Source organism: Bradyrhizobium sp. IC3123 (assembly GCF_020193625.1).
In the GTDB taxonomy this organism is placed as follows: domain Bacteria; phylum Pseudomonadota; class Alphaproteobacteria; order Rhizobiales; family Xanthobacteraceae; genus Bradyrhizobium; species Bradyrhizobium yuanmingense.
The window spans coordinates 264,823-291,522 of sequence record NZ_JADYVF010000004.1; the positions used below are offsets into that span (position 1 = coordinate 264,823).

General features: G+C 65.8%; 29 protein-coding genes. 16 read left to right on the forward strand and 13 right to left on the reverse strand.

Annotation, left to right across the window (positions count from 1 at the left end; all coding sequences use genetic code 11):
- Window positions 1-126: 126 nt before the first annotated feature.
- Entirely contained in the window at window positions 127-1,746 is a 1,620-nt protein-coding gene (gene xseA, locus I6F20_RS15565; protein ID WP_225126863.1) for an exodeoxyribonuclease VII large subunit, read from the forward strand.
- A gap of 146 nt (window positions 1,747-1,892) precedes the next feature.
- Here the strand turns inward: xseA and I6F20_RS15570 are convergent, their stop codons facing one another.
- Window positions 1,893-2,036 (reverse strand): hypothetical protein, encoded by a 144-nt coding sequence (locus tag I6F20_RS15570; protein ID WP_204347664.1) that lies wholly within the window; start codon window positions 2,034-2,036, stop codon window positions 1,893-1,895.
- A gap of 64 nt (window positions 2,037-2,100) precedes the next feature.
- Window positions 2,101-2,895, reverse strand: a complete 795-nt coding sequence (locus I6F20_RS15575; protein ID WP_225126864.1) for a dienelactone hydrolase family protein — start codon at window positions 2,893-2,895, stop codon at window positions 2,101-2,103.
- A gap of 192 nt (window positions 2,896-3,087) precedes the next feature.
- Between I6F20_RS15575 and I6F20_RS15580 the strand changes: the two genes are divergently transcribed.
- From I6F20_RS15580 to I6F20_RS15600, 5 genes are all read left to right on the forward strand, one after another.
- A complete protein-coding gene (locus tag I6F20_RS15580) occupies window positions 3,088-3,312 on the forward strand; it encodes a DUF2093 domain-containing protein (RefSeq protein WP_036009228.1) in 225 nt (74 codons plus the stop codon).
- 244 nt (window positions 3,313-3,556) lie between these two features.
- On the forward strand, window positions 3,557-4,852 hold the full coding sequence (locus I6F20_RS15585) for a TadE/TadG family type IV pilus assembly protein (RefSeq protein WP_225126865.1): 1,296 nt from the start codon (window positions 3,557-3,559) through the stop codon (window positions 4,850-4,852).
- A gap of 11 nt (window positions 4,853-4,863) precedes the next feature.
- Window positions 4,864-5,367, forward strand: coding sequence for a TadE/TadG family type IV pilus assembly protein (locus tag I6F20_RS15590; RefSeq protein ID WP_081494560.1), 504 nt, complete (start codon window positions 4,864-4,866; stop codon window positions 5,365-5,367).
- Window positions 5,364-5,741, forward strand: coding sequence for a TadE/TadG family type IV pilus assembly protein (locus I6F20_RS15595; protein ID WP_036009226.1), 378 nt, complete (start codon window positions 5,364-5,366; stop codon window positions 5,739-5,741). Before I6F20_RS15590 ends, I6F20_RS15595 begins: the two co-directional genes overlap by 4 nt.
- Before the next feature lie 352 nt (window positions 5,742-6,093).
- Window positions 6,094-6,279 (forward strand): hypothetical protein, encoded by a 186-nt coding sequence (locus I6F20_RS15600; RefSeq protein ID WP_225124433.1) that lies wholly within the window; start codon window positions 6,094-6,096, stop codon window positions 6,277-6,279.
- A gap of 317 nt (window positions 6,280-6,596) precedes the next feature.
- On the opposite strand, the gene lpxK is transcribed toward I6F20_RS15600, so the two are convergent.
- The 6 genes from lpxK to I6F20_RS15630 form a co-directional block, all read right to left on the reverse strand.
- Complete coding sequence (gene lpxK / locus I6F20_RS15605) at window positions 6,597-7,613, reverse strand: tetraacyldisaccharide 4'-kinase (RefSeq protein ID WP_225126867.1); 1,017 nt, start codon at window positions 7,611-7,613, stop codon at window positions 6,597-6,599.
- Window positions 7,606-8,922 carry a 3-deoxy-D-manno-octulosonic acid transferase gene (locus I6F20_RS15610; protein WP_036009218.1) on the reverse strand — a complete coding sequence of 439 codons (1,317 nt, stop codon included), beginning with the start codon at window positions 8,920-8,922 and terminating at the stop codon, window positions 7,606-7,608. The genes lpxK and I6F20_RS15610 overlap by 8 nt, the downstream gene beginning before the upstream one ends.
- The gene (locus I6F20_RS15615) at window positions 8,915-9,634 is read right to left on the reverse strand and encodes a lysophospholipid acyltransferase family protein (RefSeq protein WP_036039958.1); all 720 of its coding nucleotides are present in this window, start codon (window positions 9,632-9,634) and stop codon (window positions 8,915-8,917) included. The genes I6F20_RS15610 and I6F20_RS15615 overlap by 8 nt, the downstream gene beginning before the upstream one ends.
- Window positions 9,631-9,873: a DUF4170 domain-containing protein gene (locus I6F20_RS15620; RefSeq protein WP_036039955.1), complete on the reverse strand. Its 243-nt coding sequence runs from the start codon at window positions 9,871-9,873 to the stop codon at window positions 9,631-9,633. The genes I6F20_RS15615 and I6F20_RS15620 overlap by 4 nt, the downstream gene beginning before the upstream one ends.
- A gap of 61 nt (window positions 9,874-9,934) precedes the next feature.
- Window positions 9,935-10,753, reverse strand: coding sequence for an inositol monophosphatase family protein (locus tag I6F20_RS15625; RefSeq protein ID WP_036009209.1), 819 nt, complete (start codon window positions 10,751-10,753; stop codon window positions 9,935-9,937).
- Window positions 10,740-12,131, reverse strand: a complete 1,392-nt coding sequence (locus I6F20_RS15630; RefSeq protein WP_225126869.1) for a TldD/PmbA family protein — start codon at window positions 12,129-12,131, stop codon at window positions 10,740-10,742. The genes I6F20_RS15625 and I6F20_RS15630 overlap by 14 nt, the downstream gene beginning before the upstream one ends.
- Before the next feature lie 264 nt (window positions 12,132-12,395).
- Here I6F20_RS15630 and I6F20_RS15635 point away from each other — a divergent pair, with 264 nt between their 5' ends.
- Window positions 12,396-12,914, forward strand: a complete 519-nt coding sequence (locus I6F20_RS15635; protein WP_225113345.1) for a DUF6101 family protein — start codon at window positions 12,396-12,398, stop codon at window positions 12,912-12,914.
- 118 nt (window positions 12,915-13,032) lie between these two features.
- On the opposite strand, the gene ubiA is transcribed toward I6F20_RS15635, so the two are convergent.
- Together ubiA and I6F20_RS15645 are read right to left on the reverse strand one after the other, a co-directional pair.
- Entirely contained in the window at window positions 13,033-13,965 is a 933-nt protein-coding gene (ubiA, locus tag I6F20_RS15640; protein WP_225126871.1) for a 4-hydroxybenzoate octaprenyltransferase, read from the reverse strand.
- The gene (locus I6F20_RS15645; protein WP_225126873.1) at window positions 13,962-14,624 is read right to left on the reverse strand and encodes a hypothetical protein; all 663 of its coding nucleotides are present in this window, start codon (window positions 14,622-14,624) and stop codon (window positions 13,962-13,964) included. The genes ubiA and I6F20_RS15645 overlap by 4 nt, the downstream gene beginning before the upstream one ends.
- A gap of 208 nt (window positions 14,625-14,832) precedes the next feature.
- On the opposite strand from I6F20_RS15645, the gene I6F20_RS15650 reads away from it, so the two are divergent.
- The 6 genes from I6F20_RS15650 (at window position 14,833) to I6F20_RS15675 (ending at window position 20,863) form a co-directional block, all read left to right on the forward strand.
- Window positions 14,833-15,588 (forward strand): 16S rRNA (uracil(1498)-N(3))-methyltransferase, encoded by a 756-nt coding sequence (locus I6F20_RS15650; protein WP_225126875.1) that lies wholly within the window; start codon window positions 14,833-14,835, stop codon window positions 15,586-15,588.
- 236 nt (window positions 15,589-15,824) lie between these two features.
- Window positions 15,825-16,976: an ATP phosphoribosyltransferase regulatory subunit gene (locus I6F20_RS15655; protein WP_225126878.1), complete on the forward strand. Its 1,152-nt coding sequence runs from the start codon at window positions 15,825-15,827 to the stop codon at window positions 16,974-16,976.
- Window positions 16,977-16,979: 3 nt separating this feature from the next.
- Window positions 16,980-17,957, forward strand: coding sequence for an ATP phosphoribosyltransferase (hisG, locus tag I6F20_RS15660; protein WP_128264856.1), 978 nt, complete (start codon window positions 16,980-16,982; stop codon window positions 17,955-17,957).
- An 86-nt stretch (window positions 17,958-18,043) separates the two neighbouring features.
- Complete coding sequence (locus tag I6F20_RS15665) at window positions 18,044-19,081, forward strand: glycosyltransferase family 2 protein (protein WP_036014274.1); 1,038 nt, start codon at window positions 18,044-18,046, stop codon at window positions 19,079-19,081.
- Complete coding sequence (locus I6F20_RS15670) at window positions 19,078-19,923, forward strand: ChbG/HpnK family deacetylase (protein ID WP_109145352.1); 846 nt, start codon at window positions 19,078-19,080, stop codon at window positions 19,921-19,923. Before I6F20_RS15665 ends, I6F20_RS15670 begins: the two co-directional genes overlap by 4 nt.
- 124 nt (window positions 19,924-20,047) lie before the next feature.
- The gene (locus I6F20_RS15675; RefSeq protein ID WP_036014279.1) at window positions 20,048-20,863 is read left to right on the forward strand and encodes a DUF2076 domain-containing protein; all 816 of its coding nucleotides are present in this window, start codon (window positions 20,048-20,050) and stop codon (window positions 20,861-20,863) included.
- 417 nt (window positions 20,864-21,280) lie between these two features.
- Here I6F20_RS15675 and I6F20_RS15680 read toward each other — a convergent pair whose 3' ends face one another.
- Together I6F20_RS15680 and I6F20_RS15685 are read right to left on the reverse strand one after the other, a co-directional pair.
- The gene (locus I6F20_RS15680) at window positions 21,281-21,478 is read right to left on the reverse strand and encodes a hypothetical protein (RefSeq protein WP_146207773.1); all 198 of its coding nucleotides are present in this window, start codon (window positions 21,476-21,478) and stop codon (window positions 21,281-21,283) included.
- A 34-nt stretch (window positions 21,479-21,512) separates the two neighbouring features.
- The gene (locus I6F20_RS15685; RefSeq protein WP_225113352.1) at window positions 21,513-22,343 is read right to left on the reverse strand and encodes a L,D-transpeptidase; all 831 of its coding nucleotides are present in this window, start codon (window positions 22,341-22,343) and stop codon (window positions 21,513-21,515) included.
- A 316-nt stretch (window positions 22,344-22,659) separates the two neighbouring features.
- Between I6F20_RS15685 and I6F20_RS15690 the strand changes: the two genes are divergently transcribed.
- Entirely contained in the window at window positions 22,660-23,445 is a 786-nt protein-coding gene (locus tag I6F20_RS15690) for a protein phosphatase CheZ (protein ID WP_036014285.1), read from the forward strand.
- A 233-nt stretch (window positions 23,446-23,678) separates the two neighbouring features.
- Here the strand turns inward: I6F20_RS15690 and I6F20_RS15695 are convergent, their stop codons facing one another.
- Window positions 23,679-24,200, reverse strand: a complete 522-nt coding sequence (locus tag I6F20_RS15695) for a hypothetical protein (RefSeq protein WP_036014287.1) — start codon at window positions 24,198-24,200, stop codon at window positions 23,679-23,681.
- Window positions 24,201-24,514: 314 nt separating this feature from the next.
- Here I6F20_RS15695 and I6F20_RS15700 point away from each other — a divergent pair, with 314 nt between their 5' ends.
- Entirely contained in the window at window positions 24,515-24,811 is a 297-nt protein-coding gene (locus I6F20_RS15700; RefSeq protein ID WP_008544107.1) for a co-chaperone GroES, read from the forward strand.
- A gap of 118 nt (window positions 24,812-24,929) precedes the next feature.
- Entirely contained in the window at window positions 24,930-26,561 is a 1,632-nt protein-coding gene (groL, locus tag I6F20_RS15705) for a chaperonin GroEL (RefSeq protein ID WP_036014289.1), read from the forward strand.
- The last annotated feature ends 139 nt before the right edge of the window (window positions 26,562-26,700 follow it).

Sequence of the window (26,700 nt, forward strand, 5' to 3'; positions counted from 1 at the left end):
TATGAAATTTAGGTCGAGTCAAGTTGCCTTCCAAGCTGCGGTTCCTTGGGTCTACCGAATCGATTGGCGCTGCGGCGCGAAAATCCTTAACGTCGGGCCTGACCCCGAAATGCCGAATCGTTTGCTATGCCGCCTGCGGAACAACTGCTCAACGCGCCTGAATTCACCGTCTCCGAACTGTCCCTGTCCCTGAAGCGGACGGTCGAGGACGCCTTCGGCCATGTCCGCGTCCGCGGCGAGATCTCCGGCTTCCGCGGGGCGCATTCCTCCGGCCATTGCTATTTCGCGCTCAAGGACGAGAGCGCCAAGATCGAGGCGGTGATCTGGAAGGGCGTGCACAGCCGCATGCGCTTCAAGCCCCAGGAGGGGCTCGAGGTGATCGCCACCGGCAAGCTGACGACCTATCCCGGCTCCTCGAAATACCAGATCGTGATCGAGGCGCTGGAGCCGGCCGGCATCGGCGCGCTGATGGCGCTGATGGAGGAGCGCAAAAAGAAGCTCGCCGCCGAGGGCCTGTTTGACGAGGCGCGCAAGCAGCTGCTGCCGTGGCTGCCGGAGGTGATCGGCGTCGTGACCTCGCCGACCGGCGCCGTCATCCGCGACATCCTGCATCGGCTGGAGGACCGTTTTCCCCGCCGCGTGCTGGTGTGGCCGGTCAAGGTGCAGGGCGACGGCTCGGCCGAGCAGGTCGCGGCCGCGATCCGCGGCTTCAACGCGCTCTCCGAGGGCGGCCGGATTCCGCGGCCCGATGTGCTCATCGTCGCGCGCGGCGGCGGCTCGCTGGAGGACCTCTGGTCGTTCAACGAGGAGATCGTGGTGCGCGCCGCCGCCGAGAGCATGATCCCGCTGATCTCGGCGGTGGGGCACGAGACCGACATCACGCTGATCGATTTCGTCGCCGACAAGCGCGCGCCGACGCCGACGGCGGCGGCCGAGATGGCGGTGCCGGTGCGCAGCGACCTGTTCGTCGAAGTCGGCGATCTCGGGCGCCGCACCCGCGCCTGTTGGCAGCGCGCCCAGGAGAGCCGCCGCAGCGAGCTGCGCGCCGCCGCGCGCGCGCTGCCGGCGGCCGGCGATCTCCTGGCGATCCCGCGGCAGCGACTGGATTCGGCAGGCGCGTCCCTGCCCCGCTGTCTCAAGGCCAACACGCATGCGCATTTCCGCAGGTTCACCGCGGCCAGCGCGAAGCTGACGCTGCGGGTGCTGCACGGCCAGATCTCGCAGGCCGATCATCGCCTCACCGTTTGCGGCGAGCGGCTTGGTCTCTCCACGCGCTCGCTGCTGCGGCAGCGGCGCGACCGCTTTGCGGGCTTGCAGGTGCGCCTGCGCGCCTCAAAGCTTGCGAATGCGCAGGCGCAGCGCAATGCGATTGCCCGCCAGCGCGAGCGCACGCATCGTCTGACTGAGCGGGCGGAGCGTGCGCTCGTCACGCTGCTGCACCGGCTGGAGGCGCGGGTCGAGAACAGCGGCAAGCTGCTCTCCGCGCTGTCCTATCGCAGCGTGCTCGCGCGCGGCTTTGCGCTGGTGCGCGACGAGGCCGGCCATCCCGTGCATGCGGCTGATGCGATCGGCCCCGGCGCGCGGGTCGAGATCGAGTTCGCGGACGGCCGCGTCGGCGCAACGGCGGATGCAGATCGCGCGGCACCTGCGGAGAGGCGCGCGCCGGCGCAGCCCAAGCCGGCTGCGGAGACGAAGCCGGCGCCGAGGCGATTGGTCAAGCCGGTGGATCAGGGCAGCTTGTTCTGAGGGAGCGAGCACGGGCTCTATCCGCGTCATTGCGAGGAGCCCTTGCGACGAAGCAATCCAGACTGCTTCCGCGGAGGGATTCTGGATTGCTTCGCTGCGCTCGCAATGACGATGTGGCGACAGCGCGTCTACCATTCAAATCTACTTCAGCGACACGACAATCCCGCCTCGATCGTGGTCCAGAAGCCGCAATGGTCCGGCGCGCGATGGGAGGCGTGGGCTTCGAACAGCAGGATCGCGACGGTGAAGACGATCAGGGCGGAGGCGAAGAGCGTGATGCGGCCATGCATGTGAGATGCGTTTAATCGATATCGTGGTCGAACTAAGGCGAGGCCAAGCGCGGCGGCACCACCCTCACCGCGCCAGCCATTGCGCGACGTCCTTCTGCGAGGCGGCGCGGGCCTCGGCATCCCCGTGCTCGGGCGCAGCGGCGGCGTGCAGCGGCGTGCTGGCGCGGTCGAAATCGTGATCGGCGCCGGGATAGACCACGATGCGCGCCAGCGCGCTGCGGCCGCGCGCGCCGTCCACCATCTGGCGGCAGGCCGGCGGCGACGACACCTCGTCATCGGCGCCGATCAAGACCAGCGTCGGCACCCGCGTGCTCCAGCCGAGGCCCGCCGAGATCCGGCAATCCGGATAGAACGCGATGGCGGCGCGGAAGTCCGGACCGGGATCGCGCCCCGCGCTCTGCGGACGCACGGCCCAGAGCAGCGCGCTCGCACCATTGGCCCAGCCGATCAGGCTGACACGGTCCCGCGCCACCCAAGCCTGCTGCATCAGCCAGGCGCGCGCGGCCGCGATATCGCCGACGCGTTCGCGCCGCGCCTTGACGTGCATCTCCTTGACGCGGCATTGCGGGCCGAGCTCGCGCGAGCCGTAGCTGTCGGGCAGCAGCACGGCATTGCCCGCCTTAAGCAGGCGCTCGGCCCAATCGCGATAGCGCGGCAGCACGGGATCGGAATGGCTACCGAGCCCACCGCAGCCGTGCAGCGCGATCACCGCCGGAAACGGCCCCTTGCCCTCGGGCTTGTAGAGCTGCGCATGGAGCACCCCGGAGGCGAGCGGAATCTCGACCGGCTGCGGCGCCGGGGCAGCGTGCGCCGCCGACATCAGCAGCGTCAGGAACAAGGCGGCGAGGCGAAGGCGCATCGGACTCTGCGGCAGGAGCTGCCGGAACCGGCGCCCCTTCGACCGAAGCCTTATCATGCGAAAACGGCGGCAAATCATCACGAACCGGTGGGTTTAACGGGCGGACAAGCCACCCCATCTATGCTACATCCCGTCCAACACATCGTGCCTTCCACGGCGTTCCTGGAGAGGCCCCCACGGAGACTTTCGACCGTGCTGAACAAGTTCGGCCCCTCGGGCCATGGCGAAGCGCAGGTGCAATATCTCGACGGCGATTTCCGCGTGATCTCGCCGGGGACTTTCGTGCGCTGCGCGATCACCGACGTCCGCATCCCGCTCGACGAGCTGAAGTACTGGAGCGTCGATCTGCAGGAGGCCTATGCCACGCCCACCGCGGTGCTGCAGCGGCATTTTCCCGGCGCGCTGAAACAGCCGTGATCCTTCGGCCCTCGCAACTCTCGTAAGGCGGGTAAAACCGGCAGACCTATAATGCTGGCGGTAACAATTGCAGGGTGCAATTCCATCTGACTTCTCCTGGATGCGGCTTCATTCAATAAGATTGCGGCCATGAATGCCGGCTGAATGTTCGCCGATATCTAAAATTGTCAGGCTTCCATTGGGGCCCATTTAAGCCGGCCTGCACCACACTGCCTCGGGATAAAGTGGCAATCGGGCAGGAAGCATGGACCTCCGGAGAACTTTCAGCCGCTCGTTCGGTGCACCTTCGAGCGCAAAGGATCATTTGCTCGAACGGTTCATCCGCGACGAGCAGGGCAGCTACGTGCTCATTTCTGCGCTGCTCATGCCGGTCCTGGTCGGCACCGCCGGCCTCGGAACGGAAGTGGGCTGGTGGTACTACAAGCACAAGAACATGCAGAGCGTTGCAGATTCCGGCGCCGTCAGCGCTGCGACGGCTGTCAGTGCAGGCGGCGACCCCCGGTCCGAAGCCAAGGCGGTCGCGGCAAATTATGGTTACACCGACGGGGCGAACGACGTCACTGTCACGGTGAACCAGCCACCAAAAACAGGCAGTCAGGCGTCGAACGCGCAGGCCATCGAAGTCATCGTCAGTCAACCGCAGCGGCGGCTGCTATCGGCCTTGTTCGGCTCGGATCGCGTACCAATCACCGCGCGCTCGGTCGCCCTGCCCAATTCCGGGACGGGCTGCGTCCTTGCGCTCAACAGGAGCGCAAGCCCCGCTGTCAATGTCAGCGGCGGCAACCAGCTCAACCTGATCAAGTGCAATCTCTACAGCAACTCGAGCGCAAGCCCCTCGCTCAACGTCGCCGGCAGCGCCACGATTGCGGCAAACCAGGTCGGCGTGGTCGGCGACGTCTCCGGCGCGAGCAGCATCACGGCGACCAACGGGGTCAAGACGCACATCACGCCTGTCGCCGATCCCTATGCCGACGTCACTCCGCCGACGCGGCCGAGCTGCAGCAATGCCAAGATCACGGTCAACGCCAACGGAAAGACGAACTCGCTCGACCCCGGCTGCTACATGGGCAGCATCACGGTCAACGCCGGCGCAGTCCTGAACCTCAATCCCGGCATCTACTATCTGGACGGCGCCAGCTTGAGCGTCGCCGGAAATGCCACCATCACCGGCAGCGGCGTCACCCTGGTGTTCACGGGCTCCGGCAGCGACTGGGGCACCGCCTCGATCGGCAGCAACGCGAGCGTCGACCTGACCGGCCCGACCAGCGGCCCGACGAAGGGCATCGTCATGTACGGCGACCGCAACATGCCGGCCGGGACCAATTTCAATCTCACCGGCGGTGCTACGCAGAATTTCGGCGGTGCCATCTACCTGCCAAAGGCCAATCTCAGCTTCAGCGGCGGCAACGGCACCAGCACGTCCTGCACCAAGATCATCGCGGATACGCTGACGTTCAGCGGCACGTCGAACCTGCAGGTCAATTGCACCGCGCTCGGCACCGCGACGATCGGTTCGCAGACCGCGCAGCTCGTCGAATGAGGTTTGGAGCGATGCAGATCCAGAATGTCTCATCCAGGTTTGGCCGTCGATGGCTTGGTTATCTGGCGCGGCACGTGCGCAATGCGGCCGGCGATCAACGGGGCGTCGCGGCAGCCGAATTCGCCATCCTGGTTCCCCTGCTGTCTCTGATGGTCGTCTCGGTCACGGACATCGGGCTTGCGCTCTATCGCAAGATGCAGGTCGAAAATGCCGCGCAAGCAGGAGCCCAGTACGCGATTGCACGCGGCTTCGACACGAGCGGCATCGCGAACGCCGTCGCAAGTGCCACCAGCGCGACGAACATTACCGCTTCACCTCCGCCGGTCCAGTTCTGCGGATGTCCGACGAGTGCGGGCGTGAGCGCCACCAGCTGCGGAACGGTCTGCACCGGCGGTGCGCCGGCCGGGACATATACGACGGTCTCGGCGCAAGCGACGTACTATACGATCATCGACTATCAGATCGTGGCGGCTACCTACACATACACCGCGCAGTCCACCACGAGGCTGCAGTGAAGCTCACCGCATTATGGCGGGACACGCGCGGCACCACAGCGCTGGAATTTGCGCTGACCGCTCCCGTGTTCTTCCTGTTCATATTCGGGATCATCGAATGCGGGCTGCTGTTCTGGACTCAGCTCGGAATCCAGCATGGCAGCGAAATGGCCGCGCGCTGCGCGAGCGTCAACAACACGCTCTGTCCGAGCAGCGGCGCGATCACGACCTACGCTGCCCAGCAGGCCTACGGCCTCACGCTCCCGCCGGGGACATTCACTTTTGCCACGGCCGCATGCGGCAACCAGGTCAGCGCGAGCTATTCATTCGAGTTTCCGCAGATCATCAACCTGTCTCCGATCACGCTGACCGCGCGAGCCTGCTTCCCGAGTTGAGGTCGCCGACAGAAAAATGGATTCTGCCATGCCAATCGCTTGCGTTCTACATTCCTTGCAGCCGTGGGTGAGTCGTTTCGCCCTGTGGTTGGATTCTTTGTTGCAATTCCGCGCCCTAGAGTTGTTTGATGAAGTTCTGCTGAAACAAAGCACTGCTATAGTGCAGGTTAGGTAATTGACCCTGTTCTTTTTTATCGCACAGACGATCCGGTCAACCAAACAGCCATCGAGCGTTGGAACTGGCGCGGTCTGTGAACGGGCTCATATCGAAGAGCCATCTGACGGGCGACGATCACCTTGAAAATTCGCGGTGGAATATCTGTAAATCGACAATCAAGCGATGGGGGTGATCATGCCCGCCATTTTCGACCTGCTCTATCGTGAATATTGCCGCGCCCGTCTCGCTGAAATGCGCAAACAGCTTCTGATCGCAGCTGAGCGCGCTGAAGCTGTCGCAGCGGATCATTATCCCGCGACGCTGAGTGACGATGAGAGAACGGACCCGCACCGCAAGACCGGTCTCGGCCTGCCGAATTGAAGCGGCTCCAAGTCCGGCGATCACTCCCGCGTAGCAGTGACCAAGCAATTGGCAACAGTTTGGGAGACGGCAATGAATACACCCGAATGCTACACTGTCGTCGTCGCCTGCATGTCGTGCCTCACCATCATCGGATTGATGGCCGCCGGCGCGTGGTGAGCATGGCTCGTTGCAGACATGATTCCGACTTCGACATGAGTACAGCCGCCGCGTCGTCCGACGGCGGCGGCTGCGCTTTGGATCCGCAGATCAGCTTCCCGGCGGCGAATACGACACGTTTCGCGACTAGGGCAGAGACATTGCCTCACGTTGCGCGATCAGCGCGCACTGAACCTTCGCTCGCGCGCTCTGTATAGATGATCGCTGATCAATTGCCGCAGCTTCGCCAGGTCATCGAACTCGAGCTGAACGGCGAACGGCACGATGCCGTCAGGCACGCCTGCGCGGCCGCGCAAGCGTGCAAGATCCTTTTCCGTGGTCACCAGCGTGAGCTGCTCGCGCTGCGCCTCCGCTGCGAGCGCTGCGATCTCGCCTTCCGAAAACATGTGGTGGTCGGCGAAGGCGCGCGTGCGCACGACGTCGATCCCGCTTGCACGCAAGGTACGGAAGAAACGCTCGGGATCGCCGATGCCGGCGAAGGCGAACACCCGCTTGCCGAGCAGCTGCGCGAGCGAGGCCGCATCCGGCTTCAGGCGCGCGCGCAGCTCGGGCTTGTTCCGCTTCGCGATCTCCGCCGCGACATCGTTGGCGGCATTGCCGTCGCCGATCAGCACCAGCGCATCGGTGCGCGCGAGCTGCACCGCGAGCGGTGCGCGCAGGGGCCCTGCGGGAAACACCGCGCCGTTGCCAAGGCCGCGCTCGCCGTCGATCACGATCAGCGAGGCGTCCTTGAACAGGCGCGGATTCTGGAAGCCGTCATCCATCAGGATCACGGTGGCGCCTTGCGATTTCGCCAGCGCGACGCCGTCGAGGCGGTCGCGCGCGACCACGACCGGGACGTCGCGCGCCATCATCATGGGTTCGTCGCCGACGTCGGACGCATCGTGACGCTCGCGGTCGACCATCACCGGCCCCTTCAGGCGCCCGCCATAGCCGCGGCTGAGCACGACCGGCGTCTCGCCGAGCTCGCGCAAGAGCTTGGTCAACACCAGCACCGTCGGCGTCTTGCCGGCACCGCCGACATGATAGTTGCCGACACAGATCACGGGGATGCCGGCGTCCACGCCCTGGCGCAGCATGCGCCGTGCAGTGATCGCGCCGTAAAGCGCACCGAGCGGCCATAGCGCGTACGATTGAAGGGAGCGTGGCCGGTACCAAAAGGCCGGCTCACGCATTGGCGGCCCCCATCTCGATCCGCAACTGCAGCAGATACGGCTCGAGCGCGGTCATGGTGCGATCGAGCGCACCGCCAAGCTGCTCGACCACGCCCGTGCCTGCGCGCTGCATCTTGTCGCGCATGATGGGATCGGCCAGCAACTGGCCGAGCTGCTTGACCAGCGCCTCCTGCGTGTCGGCTTGCCGCGCCCCGCCGCTGGTATCGAGCGCTTCATAGACGTCGGCGAAGTTGAACACGTGCGGACCGTGGACGATCGCGGCGCCCAGCTTGATCGCCTCGATCGGGTTCTGCCCGCCATGGTGGATCAGCGATCCGCCCATGAACACGATTCCCGAGAGCCGATAGAACAGGCCGAGCTCGCCCATGGTGTCGGCGACATAGACGTCGGTCGTCGCGGTCGGCAGCTCCTCGCGCGAGCGCAAGCTGGGCTTCAGGCCCGACGCCGTGACGAGGCCTGCGATCGATGAGCCGCGATCCGGGTGCCGCGGCACGATCACGGTGAGAAGCTGCGGGAAGAGGCCGACCAGGCTGCGATGCGCCGCGACCAGCATCTCGTCCTCGCCCGGATGGGTCGAGGCCGCGACGATGATCGGACGCCCGCGCGTCATCGCCATCAGCCGTTCGAGCTTGGCGGGGTCGGCCGGCGGCGCGGGCACGTCGAGCTTGAGATTGCCCGTCGTCGCGACGTCGCGGCCGCCGAGCGCGGCAAAGCGCTCGGCATCTTTCTTCGACTGCGCAAGACAGATGTCGAACCGCGACAGCAGCGCCGAGATGGTGCCGTGCATGCGGCGCCAGCGCGGGAAGGAACGCGGCGACATCCGCCCGTTGATCAGCACCATCGGCACCCGGCGCGCCGCGCCGGCGAGGATCAGGTTCGGCCACAAATCGGATTCAATGAACAGCGCCAGCGACGGCTTCCAATGATCGAGGAAGCGCGCTACGTAGCGCGGCGAGTCATACGGCACGTATTGATGGATGACGTCGGGGGGAAAGCGTTTTGCGACGACCGCGGCCGAGGTGACCGTGCCCGAGGTGAGCAGGATGCGCAGATTGAGATCGCGCAGGCGCTCGATCAGGGCGGCCGCCGCCAGGACCTCGCCGACGCTGGCACCATGAATCCAGACCAACGGGCCGTGCGGCCGCACATCGGCGGACAGGCCGCGCCGCTCGCCGACGCGGGCGGGATCCTCCTTGCCCTGCTTCAGCCGCCGCTTGATCAGCGCAGGCGCGAGAGGCACCAGGCCGGCGGCCAGGCGCCGATACATCCGCAGCGTGATCGGCAGCGCAATGGGCAGCGACTTAGGCATCTTCCGGTCCCGGGCGGCCGAGCTGCGCGTAGGCGCGCCGGGTCGCCTCGTTCAACGTGTCTTCCAGCTCCTGCCGCAACGTCTCCATCATGGCGGCGTCGGCATCTGCGGGAACGTGGATTTCCTTGATGCCGACCAAAGCGCCCCGCCCGAATGGCAAATTGATGGTGGTGCGATCCCAGTTCTTGAGCCGGACGAAGCGGCTGGTCGCCATCGCGAAAGGCATGATCGGCCGTCCCGATTCCCGTGCCAGCATGATAATGCCGAGCCCGACCACGCGCGAGCGCTTGGGGACATCGGCGGTCAACGCGACATTACAACCGGCCTGGAGCGTCCGCACCATTTCCTTGAAGGCGCCTACGCCACCTTTGCGGTGGAACGCGCCGCCATGGTCGCCGGAACCGCGGATCGTGCCGATCCCGAGCCGCTCGGCGGCGATGGCATTGAACTCGCCGTCGCGGTGCCGGGAGATCAGCACCTTGGCCCGATAGGAGGCCTTGTTCTGGTTCTTGATGAAGGGCGTCAGGAAATGCTGGCCGTGCCAGAACGCGAAGATCGCAGGGAGCTGCGGCTCGACGCGCTCGTAGACGTCGGGCGGATCGAAGGTGAAGGTGTTGGTCCGCCAGACCAGACGCAGATATTCGGCCGCCAGGACCCCGACGGCACGCTGAAACCAGCTGCTTCGCAGCGTATTGCGAAGCAGTTTCTTCAACGCGCCGGTTCTTGATTCGGATCGAGCAGCCGATGCAGGTGGACGATGAAGTAGCGCATCTGCGCGTTGTCGACCGTGCTCTGCGCCTTGGCCCGCCAGGCGGCGTGGGCGCTGGCATAGTTCGGATACAGACCGACGATGTCGACCTCGTCCAGATTCTTGAAGGTGTTGTGCTCGAGATCGACGAGCTCGCCGCCGATGACGAGGTGGAGCAGTTGTTGCGGGGCGCTATCTGGCATGAGTTCTGTTCCTAAGGGGCTGCCCGGCAAAGCAGTGTTCGAGAAGCACCACGAATGCGCCTTAGGCTATCGGACGGTTGCGAAAATGCGCGACAATGCCCGCATGACGTTCGCGTCCCGCTGCCACCAGCACCCCGTGCGCCACTTCCCGGCGGTTATAGAGGATGGGTTCTCCGGAGAGGTCGCTCATCCTACCATCCGCTTCCTGCACGATCAAATCGGCCGCCGCAAGATCCCAATCATGGCTGTTGCCGCCCGCAAATGCCGCATCCAGCGCGCCATCGGCGACCCGGCACAGCCGCAGCGCCAGCGAGCCGATCCGCCGGTGCAGCTTGATCTCGCCGAGTGACGGCTTCAGCCGCTCGACCAGCGGCTTCGGGCCGGCGACGCGGGCGAAGTCGAGTTCGGATCCGCCTGTCGCGCGCACCGGCTTGTCGTTGAGCGTCGTGCCCTTGCCGCGCACCGCGAAGAAGAATTCGTCGCTGGCCGGGGCGAATACGGCGGCGAGCACCGGCGAAGCGTCCGCCACCAGCGCGACGCTGACGCACCATTCGTCATGGCCGCCGAGATAATTGCGCGTGCCGTCGATGGGATCGACGATCCAGGTCAGCCGCCGCGACAGCCGCGCCGCATCGTCGGCGCTCTCCTCGGACAGCCAGCCATATTCGGGCGTTGCAGCACGCAGGCGCGATTCGAGCAGATCGTTGACGGCGATGTCGGCCTCCGACACCGGCGAGGACGCGCCCTTGGTCCACTTCCTCAGCTCGGTGCGGAACATCGACTGCGCCAGCGCGCCCGCCTCCCGCACCGTGTCCTTCAGCAGCGCCGCGTCGCGAGTCAGGAGGGTGTGGTCGAGAGAATGCGCGTCAGCGTCCGCCAAGCGTCAAACCCTCGATGCGCACCGTCGGCGCATTGATGCCGTAGCGGAATTCGAGATTGTTCGCAGGCTGCATCGACCTGAAGATCTCGAACAGATGGCCGGCGATCGTCACCTCGCTGACGGGATAGGTGATCTCGCCGTTCTCGATCCAGAAGCCGGAGGCGCCGCGGCTGTAATCGCCGGTGACGCCGTTGACGCCGGAGCCGATCAGGTCGGTGACGTAGAAGCCCTGCTTGATGTCGGCGATCAGCTCGGCCGGCGTTGCAGAGCCGGGCTCGAGATGCAGATTGTACGGCCCCGGCGAAGGCGAGGAGGACACGCCGCGATGGGCGTGACCGGTGGTGGTGAGGCCGAGCTCGCGCGCGGTGGCACAGTCGAGCAGCCAAGTCGTCAACACGCCGTCGTCGACCAGCGCGGTCCGCTTCACCGCGACGCCTTCGGCATCGAAGGTCTGCGAGCGCAGCCCGCGCTTGCGCAGGGGATCGTCGATGATGCGGATGTTCTTCGCAAACAGCTGCTGGCCGAGCTTGTCCTTCAGGAAGCTGGTCTTGCGCGCGATCGAAGCGCCGTTGATGGCGCCGACGAGATGGCCGACCAGGGAGCCGGCGACGCGCGGATCGAACACCACCGGGACCTTGCAGGTCTCGACCTTGCGCGGATTGTAGCGCGCCACGGTGCGCTCGCCGGCGGAGCGGCCGACGACCTCCGGCGACAGCAGATCGGCGCAATGCGGCGCCGAGGTGAAGTCGTAGTCGCGCTCCATGCCGGTGCCTTCGCCCGATATGGCGGTGGCGGAGATGCCCTGGCTGGAGCGCAGATAGGAGCCGTGGAAGCCGGTCGAGGTGACGAGCACCATGCCGCCGATGCCGGATGAGGCCGAGGCGCCGCCGGACTTGGTCACGCCCTTGACGCCGAGCGCGGCAGCTTCGGCCGCGAGCGCGCGGCGCTCGAGCTCGGTCGTCGTGGGCACGGCGGGATCGAGTAGGTCGAGATCGGGAAAGTCGCGCGCGAGCAGCGCGGGATCGGCAAGGCCGACATATTTGTCGTCGGGCGCGACGCGCGCCATCGCAACCGCACGCTCGGCGAGCTTGGTGACGGCATCGCCGCTGACGTCGTTGGTGGAGACCACCGCCTGACGCTGACCGACCAGCACGCGCAGACCGACATCGTCGCCCTCGGATCGCTCGGATTCCTCGACGCGTCCGTCGCGGACCTCGACGCCCTGCGAGACGCCGCGCACCGCGACCGCGTCGGCCGCATCCGCGCCGGCGCGCTTGGCCGCCTCGACCAGCCGCTGCGCGAGATCGGAGAGCGCGGACTGATCGAACAGGTCGCGATTGGCGGAAGGCGAAAGCGTCGGGCTTGGTGAAGAGTTCACGAACGAAATCCTGTTGGGGCGGGGTTCGGGACCGGAACCCACAGATGTGCCCTGATAGCGCGGACTTCAAGCATTTTCAGCCCGCCAAAAGCTCAGATTCGCGACGTCGGCGCAACGTCTCGTCAATCATGCACGCCAACGTCTTGTCAATCATGAGGAGCGAGTGACGGTGGGTTAACCAGCCTTTTTAAGCGGTTTCGGACCGCCCGGCGCTAAGGTCCTCGCATCGACCGGGAACATAATCCTGGCGGGGAGAACAAAGCCGTGAGGCGTCAAACAGCAACATGCGGGGCCCACCCCGCCGGGTCGAGCCGCTCCTTGCGGCTCGACCCTCTTTCCCTTCCGGTCCGCTTCGATGCGCATGATCCGCGCGCCGACGGGCATGTCAGGCAGATCGAGCTTCATCGCGAGCGTGTCGTGCTGCGCCGTGCCGTGCGCGGCATGCAGATGGCGATCAACGTGCGCGTCGCCGACTTCACCGGCGTTGCGCTCCGCGGCAATGACGAGACGCAGACGCTCGTCCTCGTGCATCGCGATCCTTCGCTGTCCATCCCGCTACTGATCAGCGCGGACGCGGACGAGATCGCGCAGGCCTGGGCGATCTGGAGCGAGATCTTTGCGCTGCCGCAGCTCGACGAAGGCGCGCGCAAACCCGCACCGCGCCGCCGCCGCGCCAATGCGATCCGCGCCCGCCGTCCGAAATTCTTGATGCGCCGGCGCACCGCAATGGCGCGCGAGCTGCCGGTTCATCAGGGCGAGCGCGAGATCATCGCGAGGAATTAGGCGGCAATCACAGGTGTCGTAGGGTGGGTTAGCCCGAAGGGCGTAACCCACCTCTTTGCTTTCTGCGCGGATAGAAGTTGGTGGATTACGCTTCGCTAATCCACCCTACGCATTCGCGTCACGCCGTCCGCATCATCGCGTCCGCGAGCAATCCCGCAAACAGCAACAGGCCCGCATGCTTGTTCGACTTGAACAGGCGCAGGCACAGCTCGGGATCGTTGATGCGCAGCCGCACGATCTGCCACACCAGATGCGCGGCGAAGGCGGCGAGCCCAAGCCAGGCCGGCCAGCGCGCTTCGCCAGATGCCAGCGCGACGCCGATCAGCATCACCGCGAGCCCGTAGAACAGGACCAGCACCTGGCGCGTATGCGCGCCGAACAGGCGCGCGGTCGACTTGATGCCGATCAACGCGTCGTCCTCAGTGTCCTGATGCGCGTAGATGGTGTCATAGCCGATCACCCAGGAGATCGCGCCGGCATAGAGCACGAGCGCGGTGGCGTCGATGCGGCCGAAGGTGACGGCAAACCCCATCAACGCGCCCCAGGAGAAGGCGAGCCCGAGCACGATCTGCGGCCACCAGGTGATGCGCTTCATGAAGGGATAGATCGCGACGATCAGGAGTGAGGCGATGCCCGTTGCAATCGCGAAGCGGTTGAACTGCAGCAGCACCGCAAGACCGACCAGCGCCTGCGCGACCATGAAGACCAGCGCCTGCCTGGTGGTCACCTGCCCCGACGGCAGTGGCCGCGAGCGCGTGCGCTCGACCTTGCCGTCGAGGTCGCGATCGGTGATGTCGTTCCAGGTGCAGCCGGCCCCGCGCATGACGAAAGCGCCGATGAAGAACAGCACGATGGTGAGCGGCAGGCCGCGGACGTCGTGCGCCATGGCGGCGGCCAGCGCCGCCGACCACCAGCATGGCATCAGGAGAAGCCAGGAGCCGATCGGGCGATCGAAGCGGGACAGGCGCAGATAAGGCCGCGCCCAATGTGGCGCGAGCGTATCGACCCAGTTGCCGGTGGAATCGGCAACGCGGGCGGATGTATCGCTCATCGGGTCAGGACGTTGCCGTTGAGCGTATCGAAGGTGCTGCCACCCTTCCTGCCGGCATTGGCCTCGGGCGCCGAGCCCGAGCCCAGCACCTCGCTCAGCGACGGTCCGGCGGGCCCGCGCGGCTGGTTCTGCATCTGTTGCGCGACGTTGCAGACCTTCGTCGCCATGGCCTCGGTGTTCTTGTGACCTTCCTTCAGCTGCGCACCGATCTGGGGCGGGATTCCGCATTTGGCGGCATTGGTCTCGATGTACTTGATCATCTTGACTTCAGCCTGGCTGAAATTGCGGATCAGCTTGCAGGCCTCGTCCGGTTGCGCGCGACGATCGCTCGCGGCCTTGATCAGCTTGCCGCGCTTCTCGGCTTCCTCGCGCAGCGGAATGAATGCCTTCATGCAGTCCTCGCCGGGACCGGCCTGCGTCGGGGGAGCCGCGCTGAAGGCGCCGGCGCCACCGATCGGGGCAGCACCGTTCACGGGAAAGGACGATTGCGGCGCCGCACCGAGCGAAGCAGCGGGTGCCGAACCGTTAACCGGAGGAAATGGGGAATTGGCGGCAGGCTGGTTGGGCAGCGGCGCCGGGAACGCGCTTTGCGCAGACGCGCCCGCAGCACCCATGACCACCATGGCGGCAGTGATCGGAACCATCAAATGGCGGATCATCAAGACAGTCTCTCCGGCAGGAGCTTACGGGTTCAGGGCTTCCCAATTGAAGCGCGACCAGCATGTTCGCGTTTTTACGATTCCCGCCGGCGCTTAACAACCCGTGGAATAGGGCGAGAGCGCGGCGCTGGGACGCACCAGTTCGGCAATATTTACCCCCGAAATGGCGCCTTTCGGTTAAGAACGGCCGGTAATCGGATCCCAAGCGATGCCTTCCCACGATTTTCGCGCGCCCCGCCTGTTCGTCGATGCCACCCTGGCCCAGGACGCCAGGGTGCCGCTCGACCGCGACCAGAGCAACTATCTCGGCAATGTGCTGCGGCTGGCGGCCGGGGCCGAGGTCCTGGCCTTCAACGGCAGGGATGGCGAGTGGCAGGCCGCCATCGAGGGCCGCAAGCGGCCGGACGGCCTCGTGATCCTGCAGCAGACCCGGCCCCAGGACCATCTCGCCGACCTCACTTACGTCTTTGCCCCGCTCAAACATGCCCGGCTGGACTACATGGTGCAGAAGGCCATCGAGATGGGCGCCGCCGCCCTGCAGCCGGTGCTGACCCGGTTCACCCAGGCGTCCCGGGTGAACACCGAGCGGATGCGCGCCAATGTGGTCGAGGCGGCCGAGCAATGCGGCATCCTCAGCATCGCCAGCGTGGCCGAGCCGGTGCCGCTGGAGCGCTTCCTGAGCCAGCGGCCCGCCGACCGCCTGCTGATCTTCTGCGACGAGGCGGCGGAGGTCCAGAATCCCGTTCAGAGCCTGCAAGGCGCGCGCGAGGTCGGACGCGGTATCGACGTGCTGATCGGCCCTGAGGGCGGTTTTGCCGAGGAAGAGCGGGCGCTGTTGCTGCGCCAGCCCAAAATCCTGCGGCTGGCGCTCGGCCCCCGCATCATGCGGGCGGACACCGCCGCGGTCGCCGCCCTGGCGCTGGTGCAAGCGGTGCTGGGGGATTGGAGCGGAAAGGCCAGCTAACTTCGTCAGCGGTGCAAACGCATGGCGTCGTCATGCCCGGGCTTGTCCCGGGCATCCACGTCCTTTGCGCCGGTGGGCAAGGCGTGGACGGCCGGGACAAGCCCGGCCATGACGAATTGCCCACCCGTTAAGCGATTGATCCTTTGGAGGTCGAAACCGCTGTCGGGCCATGCTAAGGGCTGCGCCAATTCGCCTCCCCTTGCCTGCCCGGTTCCGCCGGGCGATGGACCGCAGAGATGACCGCGATTGCCACCTCAAATGCTGCCGGCTCCGCCGCCTGGGCGGATACGCTGCTCTTGTCGTTTGCGCAGGCCGGCTATGTGAGGGCCGAACCCGCCATCCTGCAGCCGGCCGAGCCGTTCCTGGACCTCTCCGGCGAGGACATCCGCAAGAGCCTGTACCTGACCACCGACCTCTCCGGCGAGGAGCTCTGCCTGCGCCCGGACCTGACCATTCCTGTCGCGCGCGACTATCTGGCCTCGGGGCGCGCCGGCCAGCCGGCGGGGTTCAGCTATCTCGGTCCGGTGTTCCGCTACCGTAGCGGCCAGGCCCGTGAATTCCTCCAGGCCGGTATCGAATCGTTCGCCCGTCAGGACCGCGCCGCGGCCGATGCCGAGATGCTGGCGCTGGGGCTGGAGGCGACGGCCGCCTTCGGCGTCCGCGACGTCGAGATCCGCACCGGCGATGTCGCCTTGTTCAATGCGCTGCTCGACGCCCTCAATCTCTATCCGGTCTGGCGGCGCCGCCTGGTCAAGGATTTCAACCGCAAGATCAGCCTGGAGCAGGATCTGGAGCGGCTGGCGGCCGCGACCAAAGCGACGCGCAGCGAGTATGAGGGCGTGCTGGCGGCCCTTGCCGGCTCCGACCGCAAGGCGGCGCTCGCCTTCGTCACCGATCTGATGTCGATCGCCGGCACCACCAATGTCGGCGGCCGCACCACGGCAGAGATCGCCGATCGCTTCCTTGAGCAATCGACGCTGAAGGGCGGCGCGCTGCCGCGCGAGGCGATCGCCGTGCTCAAGCGCTTCTTATCGATATCGGGCAATCCAGACGATGCCATCGCCGAGCTGCGCGCACTCACCACCGACGCGAAGCTCGATCTCGCGTCCGCGATCGATCAGTTCGAGAGCCGGGTCGGCTTCATGGCCGCGCGCGGCATCAACGTGAGGCAGATTCGTTTCTCGACCGCGTTCGGGCGCGGGCTCGATTATTACACCGGCTTCGAGTTCGAGCTGCATCACAGCGGCAACGGCACCGAGCCGCTGGTCGCCGGCGGCCGCTACGACGGGCTGATGACCCAGCTCGGATCAGCTGAGCCGATTCCGGCGGTCGGCTTCTCGGTCTGGGTGGAGGCGCTGAACCGGAGCGGCCGCAAGGTGGGAGCTTAAGTCATGAGCGCGCCATTCGTTCTGGCCGTTCCCTCCAAGGGCCGCCTGCAGGAGAACACTGAGGCCTTCTTTGCCCGTGCCGGCCTCAAACTGTCGAAGGCCGGCGGCGCCCGCGACTACCGCGGCACCATCGCAGGCCTCGACAATGTCGAGGTCGCCTATCTCTCGGCGAGCGAGATCGCCGCGCAATTGTCGCGCGGCTTCGCGCATCTCGGCGTCACCGGCGAAGACCTGGTGCGCGAGAACATCGCCGATGCCGACAAGCGCGTGTCGCTGATCGACGGGCTCGGCTTCGGCTATGCCGACGTCGTCGTCGCGGTGCCGCAGGCCTGGATCGACGTCCGCACCATGGCCGACCTTGACGACGTCACCACCGGCTTCCGCGAGCAGCATCACATGCGGATGCGGGTCGCGACCAAATTCGTCAACCTCACCCGCGGCTTCTTCCAGGCTCACGGCATCACCGATTACCGCATCGTCGAAAGCGCGGGCGCTACCGAAGGCGCGCCGGCGGCCGGCAGCGCCGAGCTGATCGTCGACATCACCACGACCGGGGCGACGCTCGCTGCCAACGGCCTGCGGGTGCTCGACGACGGCGTGATCCTGCGCAGCCAGGCCAATCTGGTGGCCGCCAAGGAGGCCGACTGGTCGCCGCAGGCGCGCGAGACGGCGCGTGTCATCCTCGATCACATCGCAGCACGGGCGCGGGCCAACAAGTACCGCGAAGTCCGCACCCGCTTCCGCCAATGCGATGCCGCCCTGCTCGGGGAAGCCCACAGCCGGTTCGGCGTGGAGGCCCCGTTCGGCGGTCCGACCTCGTCAGGCATGCTGACCCTGCACTGCCCACCGGGGCAGCTCTACGCGCTGGCGAGCTTCCTGCGCGAGCATGGCGCCGAGACCGTCTCGGTGGTGTCGCTCGACTACGTGTTCGACCGCGAGAACCCGCTGTTCGCCAGGCTGGAGGCGTTCCTGCGGCGGTGAGCCCAAGGTTTGTTCAGCTTTGCGACAGCAAACGGCAGCTACCATATGCGGTTGAGAAGACCTAAACACCTCCGGAACCTTGATCGATGACGCTGGGCTCTGACGTATCCGGCATGACGACCACCGCAGCCAGCGCAGCCGCGAAGGGGCTGTCGATCGTCATCCCCGTCTACAACGAGGCGGCTGGCCTTGCCGGCCTGCATCAGCGCATCTGCGAGCTCGCCAAGACCCTGCGGCAGCGCTATCGCCTGTCCTGCGAAGTCGTCTATGTCGACGACGGCAGCAAGGATGCGACGCTGTCGATCGCGCGGTCATTGCCGGCCGACGCCATCGACGTCCAGGTGGTGTCGCTGTCGCGCAATTTCGGCAAGGAGGCCGCGCTGATGGCGGGCCTCGACCATGCCCGCCTCGGCGCGGTGATGTTCATGGACGGCGACGGCCAGCATCCGCCGGCGCTGGTGGAACAGCTGGTGCGGCACTGGATCGATGACGGCTATGACGTCGTCTATACCGCCAAGGCGCATCGCGACAACGAGTCCTTCCTGCGCCGGGTCGCGGTGCACGGCTTCTACGCGCTGATCAATTGGGGCGCCCGTCAGAAGATTCCGGAGGACGCCGGCGATTTCCGCCTGCTGTCGCCGCGCGCGGTCGCGGCGCTGAGGCAGCTGCCGGAACGCAACCGCTTCTTCAAGGGCCTCGCCAGCTGGATCGGTTTCCGCCAGATCCGCGTCGACTACGAGCCCGCAGCGCGTGCCCATGGCGTCACCACCTTCAACGCCGCGAGCCTGCTTGGCCTGTCGATCGAGGGCCTGACGTCCTTTTCAGTGGCGCCCTTGCGCTTCGCCAGCCTGCTCGGCGTCATTCTCGCAGGAGGCGCCTTCCTGTTCGGCCTTTCGATCCTCTGGGAAGTGTTCACGACCGGCAAGCAGGTGCCCGGCTATCCCTCGCTCGTGATCGGACTGATGACGATCGGCGGCGTGCAGCTCATCATGATCGGCATCGTCGGCGAATATATCGGCAAGATCCTCTCCGAGCTGAAGGCGCGCCCGATCTACTTCGTCGCCGAGCACAGCGAGAAGCATTCCGAAGCTGATGATGCCGCGAGCAGGACGGCAGCCGAATGAGCGTGGCCGCGAGCCCGCGGCGGATCTGGCTCTGCGCCGACGATTACGGCATCAGCCCGGGCGTCAACCGCGCCATCCGCGACCTGATCGAACGCGGCCGCCTCAATGCGACGTCGGTGATGATGGTGGGGCCCGCGATCGCGCGCGGCGACGTCGAGGCGCTGCAGGCTTCGGCAAAGCAAAGCCCGCGCTGCGCGATCGGGCTGCACGTGACGCTGTCGGCGCCGTTCCGGCCGCTCACCATGCATTTCCGCCCCTTGGACGGCGACATGTTCTTCGCCTTTCCCAAGCTGCTGCGCGCCGGTCTGATGCGCCGGCTCGACCGTGAATTCATCCGCAACGAGGTGAAGGCACAGCTGGCCGCCTTCATGGACGCGTTCGGACGCACCCCCGACTTCGTCGACGGTCACCAGCATGTGCAGCTCTTCCCGCAGGTGCGCGACGGTTTTGTCGATGCGGTCAGCGAAGTCGCGCCGAACGCCTGGGTGCGCCAAGGCGGCCGCGACCTGCCGCTGCGGCAGCGGCTGGCCTCCCCCAAGGCCATGGTGCTCGATATCCTCAGCGCGCAATTCCGCCGCCGCGCCGGCAGCGCCGGCCTCAGCTTCAACCCCGGCTTCGCCGGCGCCTATGATTTCACGCGCGCCGCCGATTTCGGCGCGCTGATGCAGCAATTCCTGGACGGCCTTCCCGATGGCGGCCTCGTGATGTGCCATCCCGGCTTTGTCGATGATGTCCTTACCGGCCTCGACCCCATGACCGACGTGCGCGAGCGCGAGCACGCCTATCTCGCGGGCGATGCCTTCGCGCGCCTGCTGGCCGACAGCAACGTGACACTGCAGTGAACGGCGAAAAGCGGCCCAGAGGCAGCTTGTCGCATACCGAAATTTAATCCGGCCGGCACTGTTGGGGCCATAATGGAACCCTACATCTCCTCTCGCGCTTGGTTTGGCGCGAAGGAGACAGATCATGACGCCGCAGGAACGCCAGCTCGTCGACGACCTTTTTGACCGGCTTTCTAAGCTGGAGAATGCACAGCGCGATCCCGATGCGATCGCCGCGATCTCCGACGGGCTGCGCAAGGCGCCCGGCGCCATCTACGCGCTGGTGCAGACCACGCTGGTCCAGGACGAAGCGCTGAAGCGCGCCAATGCCCGCATCCAGGAGCTGGAAGCGGCCCACGCGCCCGAGCAGGCGCAGTCCGGCGGCTTCCTCGACACCATGCGCGACACATTGTTTGGCGGCGGCCCGTCCCGCGGCTCGGTGCCGAATGTGCCGCAGCGTGAGCAGCGTCCGGCTTGGAATACCGGACAGGCGATGCCGCAAGGCCAGCCGGGTTACGGCGCGCCGCCTTACGGACAGGCTTACGGCCAAGGTCCGGGTCAGGGCGCTCCGCCGATCGGCGGTGGCGGCGGCTCGTTCCTCGGCACGGCGGCGGCGGCCGCAGCCGGCGTCGTCGGCGGCTCGCTGCTGCTCTCGAGCATCCGCGGCATGATGGGCGGATCGCACCAGCAGGGTTTTGGCGACAGCAACGCGCTCGGCGACCGCAGCGCTGGTGGAAGTCCTTGGGGCGGCGGCGATCAGTCCGGCGGCTCGCTGGCGCGCGAGGCCGGCCTCGATGACATTGGCTCGAACCGGGAATCCCGCCAGGGCTTCTTCGACCAGGCGTCGAACGAGCGCGACAACTACGACCAGAACTACGGCAACGATCACGACGACAGCTTCGACACGGCCGACAACAGCGATTTCGGCGGCGACGACGACGGCGGCAGCGATTACGCGTAGGCCATTCGACCGACAGATGTGGAACGGCCGCCTCCGGGCGGCCGATTTCTGTTCAAGCAGAGCTCAACGCACTTCTGCTCTGCCACCACACGCCATGATGCCATTCGATATAATATGACTAGTGCGTGCGTTGTCGGACAGCACCGTGCAGAACGTCACGAGGTGCGCCTGACTTCACCATGCCGGGCGAAATCGTCCTCCGACACACGCCGCCGTAGACTCCCGGATTTCCAAATTTGGACATGGGTGTTCAATTGGAAGAACACACTGCTTATGCCACACATCGTGGCTGCCTCTCTTGGCTACAGTCGGGGGTTTTAAGAATGAGTTCACTTCAACAGCGCATCGCGACCCTGAGCGACGTCACGACCCATCTCATCACCGAATTGTACGAGTTGGAGGGACTGCACGAGCGCCTCAGGAAGGCAGAGCTGTCGGTGCGGCGGCTGAACCGCTCGGCTCGCGCACCGCATTCGGCTTCATCAGCTCGTCCTCGCCGCGCCGCTGTCCCTCGTCGCGGGTCGAGGCACCGTCAGCGGACGTAGGACTATTCAGGCGGACGTTTGGCGGCGGCAGCGTCCCTTCGACGCCGCGCATTTCGAGCCGACGCGGCACCCGGACTTGATCGCTCCATCGAGCGCATGACGCTTCACATCACCACGACCTTGGTGCCGACATTGACGCGGCCGTAGAGATCGATGACGTCCTCGTTGCGCATGCGGATGCAGCCGGAGGAGACGTTGGTGCCGATGGTCCAGGGCTCGTTGGAGCCGTGGATGCGATAGAGCGTCGATCCCAGATACATCGCACGGGCACCGAGCGGATTTTCCGGGCCGCCTTCCATGTGCCTGGGCAGATCGGGCCGGCGCGCGAGCATTTCCGCCGGCGGCGTCCAGTCCGGCCATTCGCGCTTGGCGGTGATCGATTTCACGCCGGACCAGGTGAAGCCGGGACGGCCGACGCCGATGCCGTAGCGCAATGCCCGGCCGTTGCCCTCGACGAGATAGAGGAACTTGTTCGGCGTATCGACCACGATCGTGCCGGGACTTTCCTTGCCGCTATAGTCAACGAGTTGTTTCTCGAATTTCGGATCGAACGGACGCTGCCGCGGATCGACCGCCTCCTGCTGCAGAGACGCGCCCTGCTGATATCCGCCTTGTTGATACCCACCTTGCATCTGCGGCTCGCCCATCGGCGGCAGGCGCCGCTGGTCGTAATAGCCCGGCTGCTGCTGATACACCGGCCGCTCCGGCGCGTAGGCCGGGCCGCGGCCGGGGCCATCGCCGAACAGGAATTCGATGAAGCCGCCGCCCATGTTGGAATGGGACGCCACGCGCACCGGCGCCGGCGGCACGCGCGGCTGGTACAGCACCGCGGGCGGATCGTTCGGCACGCTGTTGTCGAAGGCGCCCGCGTCGTTCGCGCCGGCCATGAAGGTGCAAGCGCTGCCGAGCAGCGCGACAGACATTTTCTTGAACATCGACGTACTCTGTACTGTTTCGTCTAGATCACATGCGTCGTGGAGAGCCGGTGGCTGATCCGCGCTCTTCGACGTGGTCAATAAAAAGCAAAAGCCGTTTTGTTTGGTAAACGGACAGCGCGTTTGGATTCACCACGTCGCGAGCGCGCCTGCAATTTGGCGATCAGCGTTTATTTTCGATGAACGCCGCGCGGTGATGGTTAATCGCTTCTTTGCGCCGCGTCGCGCGCGGCCGATCAGCAGTTCCTGCTGTGAACTTCGTGTTAAATCGCTTCTGCCTACAAAGACGCGTGAGTGAGGTGGGGGGAGTATCCTGATGGCTGTTCACCGCAAGCGTTTTCGCGTCGAAGATATCGTCGGTGGCGAGATGCCCATTGTAGACGTAACTGAAGAGGCACTCCCGATGCATAGCGAGATCATGGCCGAGCTGCGCGCGATCCGCGCCCAGATGGCGAAGGGCATCGTCGCGGCCCCGCTGTCCGGCAGCGCTGCCATGGCGGCGATCGACGCCTCGACCGCGCACGAGCTTGCCGAAGCGCGCACCATGCTCGATACCTACCGGGCGCAGATCGAGCAGTGCGAGAAGCTGAAGGTCGAGCTCGACCTCATCCACGACGCCATCGACCGCACCAAGCGCGAGATCGCGACGCTGCACGGCAAGAGCTTCGACGGCGGCGAGATGGCCAAGGTCAACGGCGAGCTCGGCGCGGTGGTCGGCGGCACCGAGCAGGCGACCCAGCAGATCCTCGAAGCCGCGGAATCGATCGACCAGGCCGCCAGCGCGATGTCGAAGGTGGACTCGATCGATCAGCAGAAGCGCCTTGCCGACGACATCCAGGAACGCGTCATCTCGATCTTCGAAGCCTGCAACTTCCAGGACCTGACCGGCCAGCGCATCAGCAAGGTCATGGGCACGATGAAGTTCATCGAGCAGCACATCAACGCGATGATGGAGATCTGGGGCGGCGTCGACGCGATCAAGTCCCATGTGCCCGCGCAGGTCGACAACCGCAGCGAGGACGAGAAGCTCCTCAACGGCCCCAAGCTCGCCGGCGACGTCGGCCACGCCTCGCAGGACGACATCGACGCGCTGTTCGACTGAGCGGCGACGACATCGGAATAACAAAACGCCGGCCTTGGGCCGGCGTTTTTTGTTTTGGCCGGTGCAGATCGTGAACTCTTCTTCCCTTCTCCCCTTGTGGGAGAAGGTGGCGCGAAGCGCCGGATGAGGGTTCTCTCCACTCGCAAGACCGTTCGTGAGGAGATAGACCCCTCACCCGTCTCGCCGCTACGCGGCGAGCCACCTCTCCCACAAGGGGAGAGGGTAAGAGACCGTCACGCCCTCGGCGCGCAGCGGACGTAGACCATGTTGCCGTAGCGGGTGCCGGCGTCCTTGTCGATGAAGCGGGTGATCATGACGCGACCGTCGAAGGAGACGATTTCGCGGTCCTGGTCGCCGGGGGTCGGGCCGGCCGGCCCGATGTAGTTCTTGCCGCTCGGCGAGCCCTTCAGCCGCAGCTCCTGCGGCGTCGCCTGGTCGGCGAGATGCATGATCACGCCACCGGAGGAACCGGCGGTGATCACGTAGGGGTTCCTGCATTGCTCACGCGCCATCTTCTCGGTGCGGGCGCGATCGGCCGGGTTCTGGAACGAGGCGAGGCCCCAGCGGCCGACGATCTCGTCGGCGCGGATGCTGGCGGGCATTTCCGGAGCGACGCCAGGTTCGGCTTCGGGCGGCGGCGGGGACGACGTGAGGGACGGCAGGTTGAAGCCGCCGCCGCAGGCGCCCAGCAGCAGCGCCAGACAAGAGGCGGCCGCCAGATTGGCAACCGTGCGCGCGTGAGCCGAACTGATCATGGCATTCCCCCGAACAAGACCATGGCCGCACCCCTCCCGCAGCCAAGCGCAAAACCGCTGCCGGAGCAATGACGTCGTTCTTTACGGCGACGCCCCGAGCGAGTTTCCAATGCCACCATCCTATATCCGCCTCAACAATCGCTTAACCACCTTTGCTTGACAGGATCGCGGCCAAGCCATATTTCCGGACCCACTATTAGCACTCGGAAAGCCCGATTGCTAAGCGCGCCGTTCGATCCTCGACGCGAGGCCGGACGGAAGCGCCGCCCCACCGACCCCACAACTTCCGAAGCGAGCCTCCAAAGGGAAACGTCATGGCTAAATCCAAATTTCGTCCGCTGCATGACCGTGTCGTGGTCAAACGTATCGACGCCGAGGAAAAGACCAAGGGCGGCATCATCATTCCGGACACGGCCAAGGAAAAGCCGTCCCAGGGCGAGATCGTCGCCGTCGGCCCCGGCGGCCGCGACGAGACCGGCAAGCTGATCCCGATCGACCTCAAGGTCGGCGACCGCGTGCTGTTCGGCAAGTGGTCGGGCACCGAGGTCAAGATCGACAACGAAGAGCTCCTGATCATGAAGGAGTCGGACATCATGGGCGTGCTGGCCTAAGGCCGTCCGCCTGAACAGCCGCTGAATGTCATGCCCGGATCCAGGCGATCCGGGCATCCATCGTTCCGCCGCACGGCACAAGACAACACACATCACATAACACGAGGGATTGCAGACCATGGCTGCCAAAGACGTCAAGTTTTCCGGAGACGCGCGCGATCGCATGCTGCGCGGCGTCGACGTTCTCGCCAACGCCGTCAAGGTGACGCTCGGCCCGAAGGGCCGCAACGTTGTCATCGAGAAGAGCTTCGGCGCCCCCCGCATCACCAAGGACGGCGTCACGGTCGCCAAGGAGATCGAGCTCGAGGACAAGTTCGAGAACATGGGCGCCCAGATGGTGCGTGAGGTCGCCTCCAAGACCAACGACCTCGCCGGCGACGGCACCACCACCGCGACCGTGCTGGCCCAGGCCATCGTGCGCGAAGGCGCCAAGGCGGTCGCCGCCGGCATGAACCCGATGGATCTCAAGCGCGGCATCGACACCGCGGTTGCCGCCGTCATCAAGGACATCGAGAAGCGCGCCAAGCCGGTCGCCGCCTCCTCCGAGGTCGCCCAGGTCGGCACCATCTCGGCCAACGGCGATGCCGCCATCGGCAAGATGATCGCCCAGGCGATGCAGAAGGTCGGCAACGAGGGCGTCATCACCGTCGAGGAGAACAAGTCGCTCGAGACCGAGGTTGATATCGTCGAGGGCATGAAGTTCGACCGCGGCTATCTCAGCCCCTACTTCGTCACCAATGCCGAGAAGATGACCGCCGAGCTCGAGGACGCCTACATCCTCCTGCACGAGAAGAAGCTCTCGGGCCTGCAGGCCATGCTGCCGGTGCTGGAAGCCGTGGTGCAGTCGGGCAAGCCGCTCGTCATCATCGCCGAGGACGTCGAGGGCGAGGCGCTGGCCACCCTGGTCGTCAACCGGCTCCGCGGCGGCCTCAAGGTCGCGGCCGTCAAGGCGCCGGGCTTCGGTGACCGCCGCAAGGCCATGCTGGAGGACATCGCGATCCTGACCGGCGGCCAGCTGATCTCCGAGGAGCTCGGCATCAAGCTCGAGAACGTCACGGTGAAGATGCTCGGCCGCGCCAAGAAGGTGGTGATCGACAAGGAGAACACCACGATCGTCAACGGCGCCGGCAAGAAGCCCGACATCGAGGCCCGCGTCGGCCAGATCAAGGCGCAGATCGAGGAGACCACCTCGGACTACGACCGCGAGAAGCTCCAGGAGCGCCTCGCCAAGCTCGCCGGCGGCGTCGCGGTGATCCGCGTCGGCGGCGCCACCGAGATCGAGGTCAAGGAGAAGAAGGACCGCGTCGAGGACGCGCTCAACGCCACCCGCGCCGCGGTTCAGGAAGGCATCGTCCCGGGCGGCGGCGTCGCGCTGCTCCGCGCCAAGAAGGCGGTCGGCCGTCTCACCAACGCCAATGACGACGTCCAGGCCGGCATCAACATCGTGCTGAAGGCGCTGGAAGCCCCGATCCGCCAGATCTCCGAGAACGCCGGCGTGGAAGGCTCGATCGTGGTCGGCAAGATCCTGGAGAACAAGTCCGAGACCTTCGGCTTCGACGCCCAGAACGAGGACTATGTCGACATGGTCGAGAAGGGCATCATCGATCCCGCCAAGGTGGTGCGCACCGCGCTGCAGGACGCCTCTTCCGTGGCCGGCCTCTTGGTGACCACCGAGGCCATGGTCGCCGAGATGCCGAAGAAGGAAGCTCCGCCCGCGATGCCCCCCGGCGGCGGCATGGGCGGCTTCTAAGCCTTCCGTTCCGTGACAGAGTTGCGAAGGCCGCCTCCGGGCGGCCTTCTTTTTTGCCGACCCTGCCCGTTTCGCTTTCCGATTCAACCAGCGGCCAAAACCCACTACGGTGGCGCGCCGATTCTGATTGTTCGGGCAT

Bases quoted from the DNA above. Each gene is read 5' to 3' on its own strand.
- I6F20_RS15695 (WP_036014287.1), bottom strand. From the start codon at position 24,200: ATGATCAGTTCGGCTCACGCGCGCACGGTTGCCAATCTGGCGGCCGCC.
- I6F20_RS15655 (WP_225126878.1), top strand. From the start codon at position 15,825: ATGACCGCGATTGCCACCTCAAATGCTGCCGGCTCCGCCGCCTGGGCG.
- I6F20_RS15585 (WP_225126865.1), top strand. From the start codon at position 3,557: ATGGACCTCCGGAGAACTTTCAGCCGCTCGTTCGGTGCACCTTCGAGC.
- hisG (WP_128264856.1), top strand. From the start codon at position 16,980: ATGAGCGCGCCATTCGTTCTGGCCGTTCCCTCCAAGGGCCGCCTGCAG.
- I6F20_RS15600 (WP_225124433.1), top strand. From the start codon at position 6,094: ATGCCCGCCATTTTCGACCTGCTCTATCGTGAATATTGCCGCGCCCGT.
- I6F20_RS15575 (WP_225126864.1), bottom strand. From the start codon at position 2,895: ATGCGCCTTCGCCTCGCCGCCTTGTTCCTGACGCTGCTGATGTCGGCG.
- I6F20_RS15665 (WP_036014274.1), top strand. From the start codon at position 18,044: ATGACGCTGGGCTCTGACGTATCCGGCATGACGACCACCGCAGCCAGC.
- I6F20_RS15590 (WP_081494560.1), top strand. From the start codon at position 4,864: ATGCAGATCCAGAATGTCTCATCCAGGTTTGGCCGTCGATGGCTTGGT.
- I6F20_RS15570 (WP_204347664.1), bottom strand. From the start codon at position 2,036: ATGCATGGCCGCATCACGCTCTTCGCCTCCGCCCTGATCGTCTTCACC.
- I6F20_RS15670 (WP_109145352.1), top strand. From the start codon at position 19,078: ATGAGCGTGGCCGCGAGCCCGCGGCGGATCTGGCTCTGCGCCGACGAT.
- lpxK (WP_225126867.1), bottom strand. From the start codon at position 7,613: ATGCGTGAGCCGGCCTTTTGGTACCGGCCACGCTCCCTTCAATCGTAC.
- I6F20_RS15645 (WP_225126873.1), bottom strand. From the start codon at position 14,624: ATGATCCGCCATTTGATGGTTCCGATCACTGCCGCCATGGTGGTCATG.
- I6F20_RS15700 (WP_008544107.1), top strand. From the start codon at position 24,515: ATGGCTAAATCCAAATTTCGTCCGCTGCATGACCGTGTCGTGGTCAAA.
- I6F20_RS15610 (WP_036009218.1), bottom strand. From the start codon at position 8,922: ATGCCTAAGTCGCTGCCCATTGCGCTGCCGATCACGCTGCGGATGTAT.
- I6F20_RS15690 (WP_036014285.1), top strand. From the start codon at position 22,660: ATGGCTGTTCACCGCAAGCGTTTTCGCGTCGAAGATATCGTCGGTGGC.
- ubiA (WP_225126871.1), bottom strand. From the start codon at position 13,965: ATGAGCGATACATCCGCCCGCGTTGCCGATTCCACCGGCAACTGGGTC.
- groL (WP_036014289.1), top strand. From the start codon at position 24,930: ATGGCTGCCAAAGACGTCAAGTTTTCCGGAGACGCGCGCGATCGCATG.
- I6F20_RS15650 (WP_225126875.1), top strand. From the start codon at position 14,833: ATGCCTTCCCACGATTTTCGCGCGCCCCGCCTGTTCGTCGATGCCACC.
- I6F20_RS15685 (WP_225113352.1), bottom strand. From the start codon at position 22,343: ATGTTCAAGAAAATGTCTGTCGCGCTGCTCGGCAGCGCTTGCACCTTC.
- I6F20_RS15620 (WP_036039955.1), bottom strand. From the start codon at position 9,873: ATGCCAGATAGCGCCCCGCAACAACTGCTCCACCTCGTCATCGGCGGC.
- xseA (WP_225126863.1), top strand. From the start codon at position 127: ATGCCGCCTGCGGAACAACTGCTCAACGCGCCTGAATTCACCGTCTCC.
- I6F20_RS15675 (WP_036014279.1), top strand. From the start codon at position 20,048: ATGACGCCGCAGGAACGCCAGCTCGTCGACGACCTTTTTGACCGGCTT.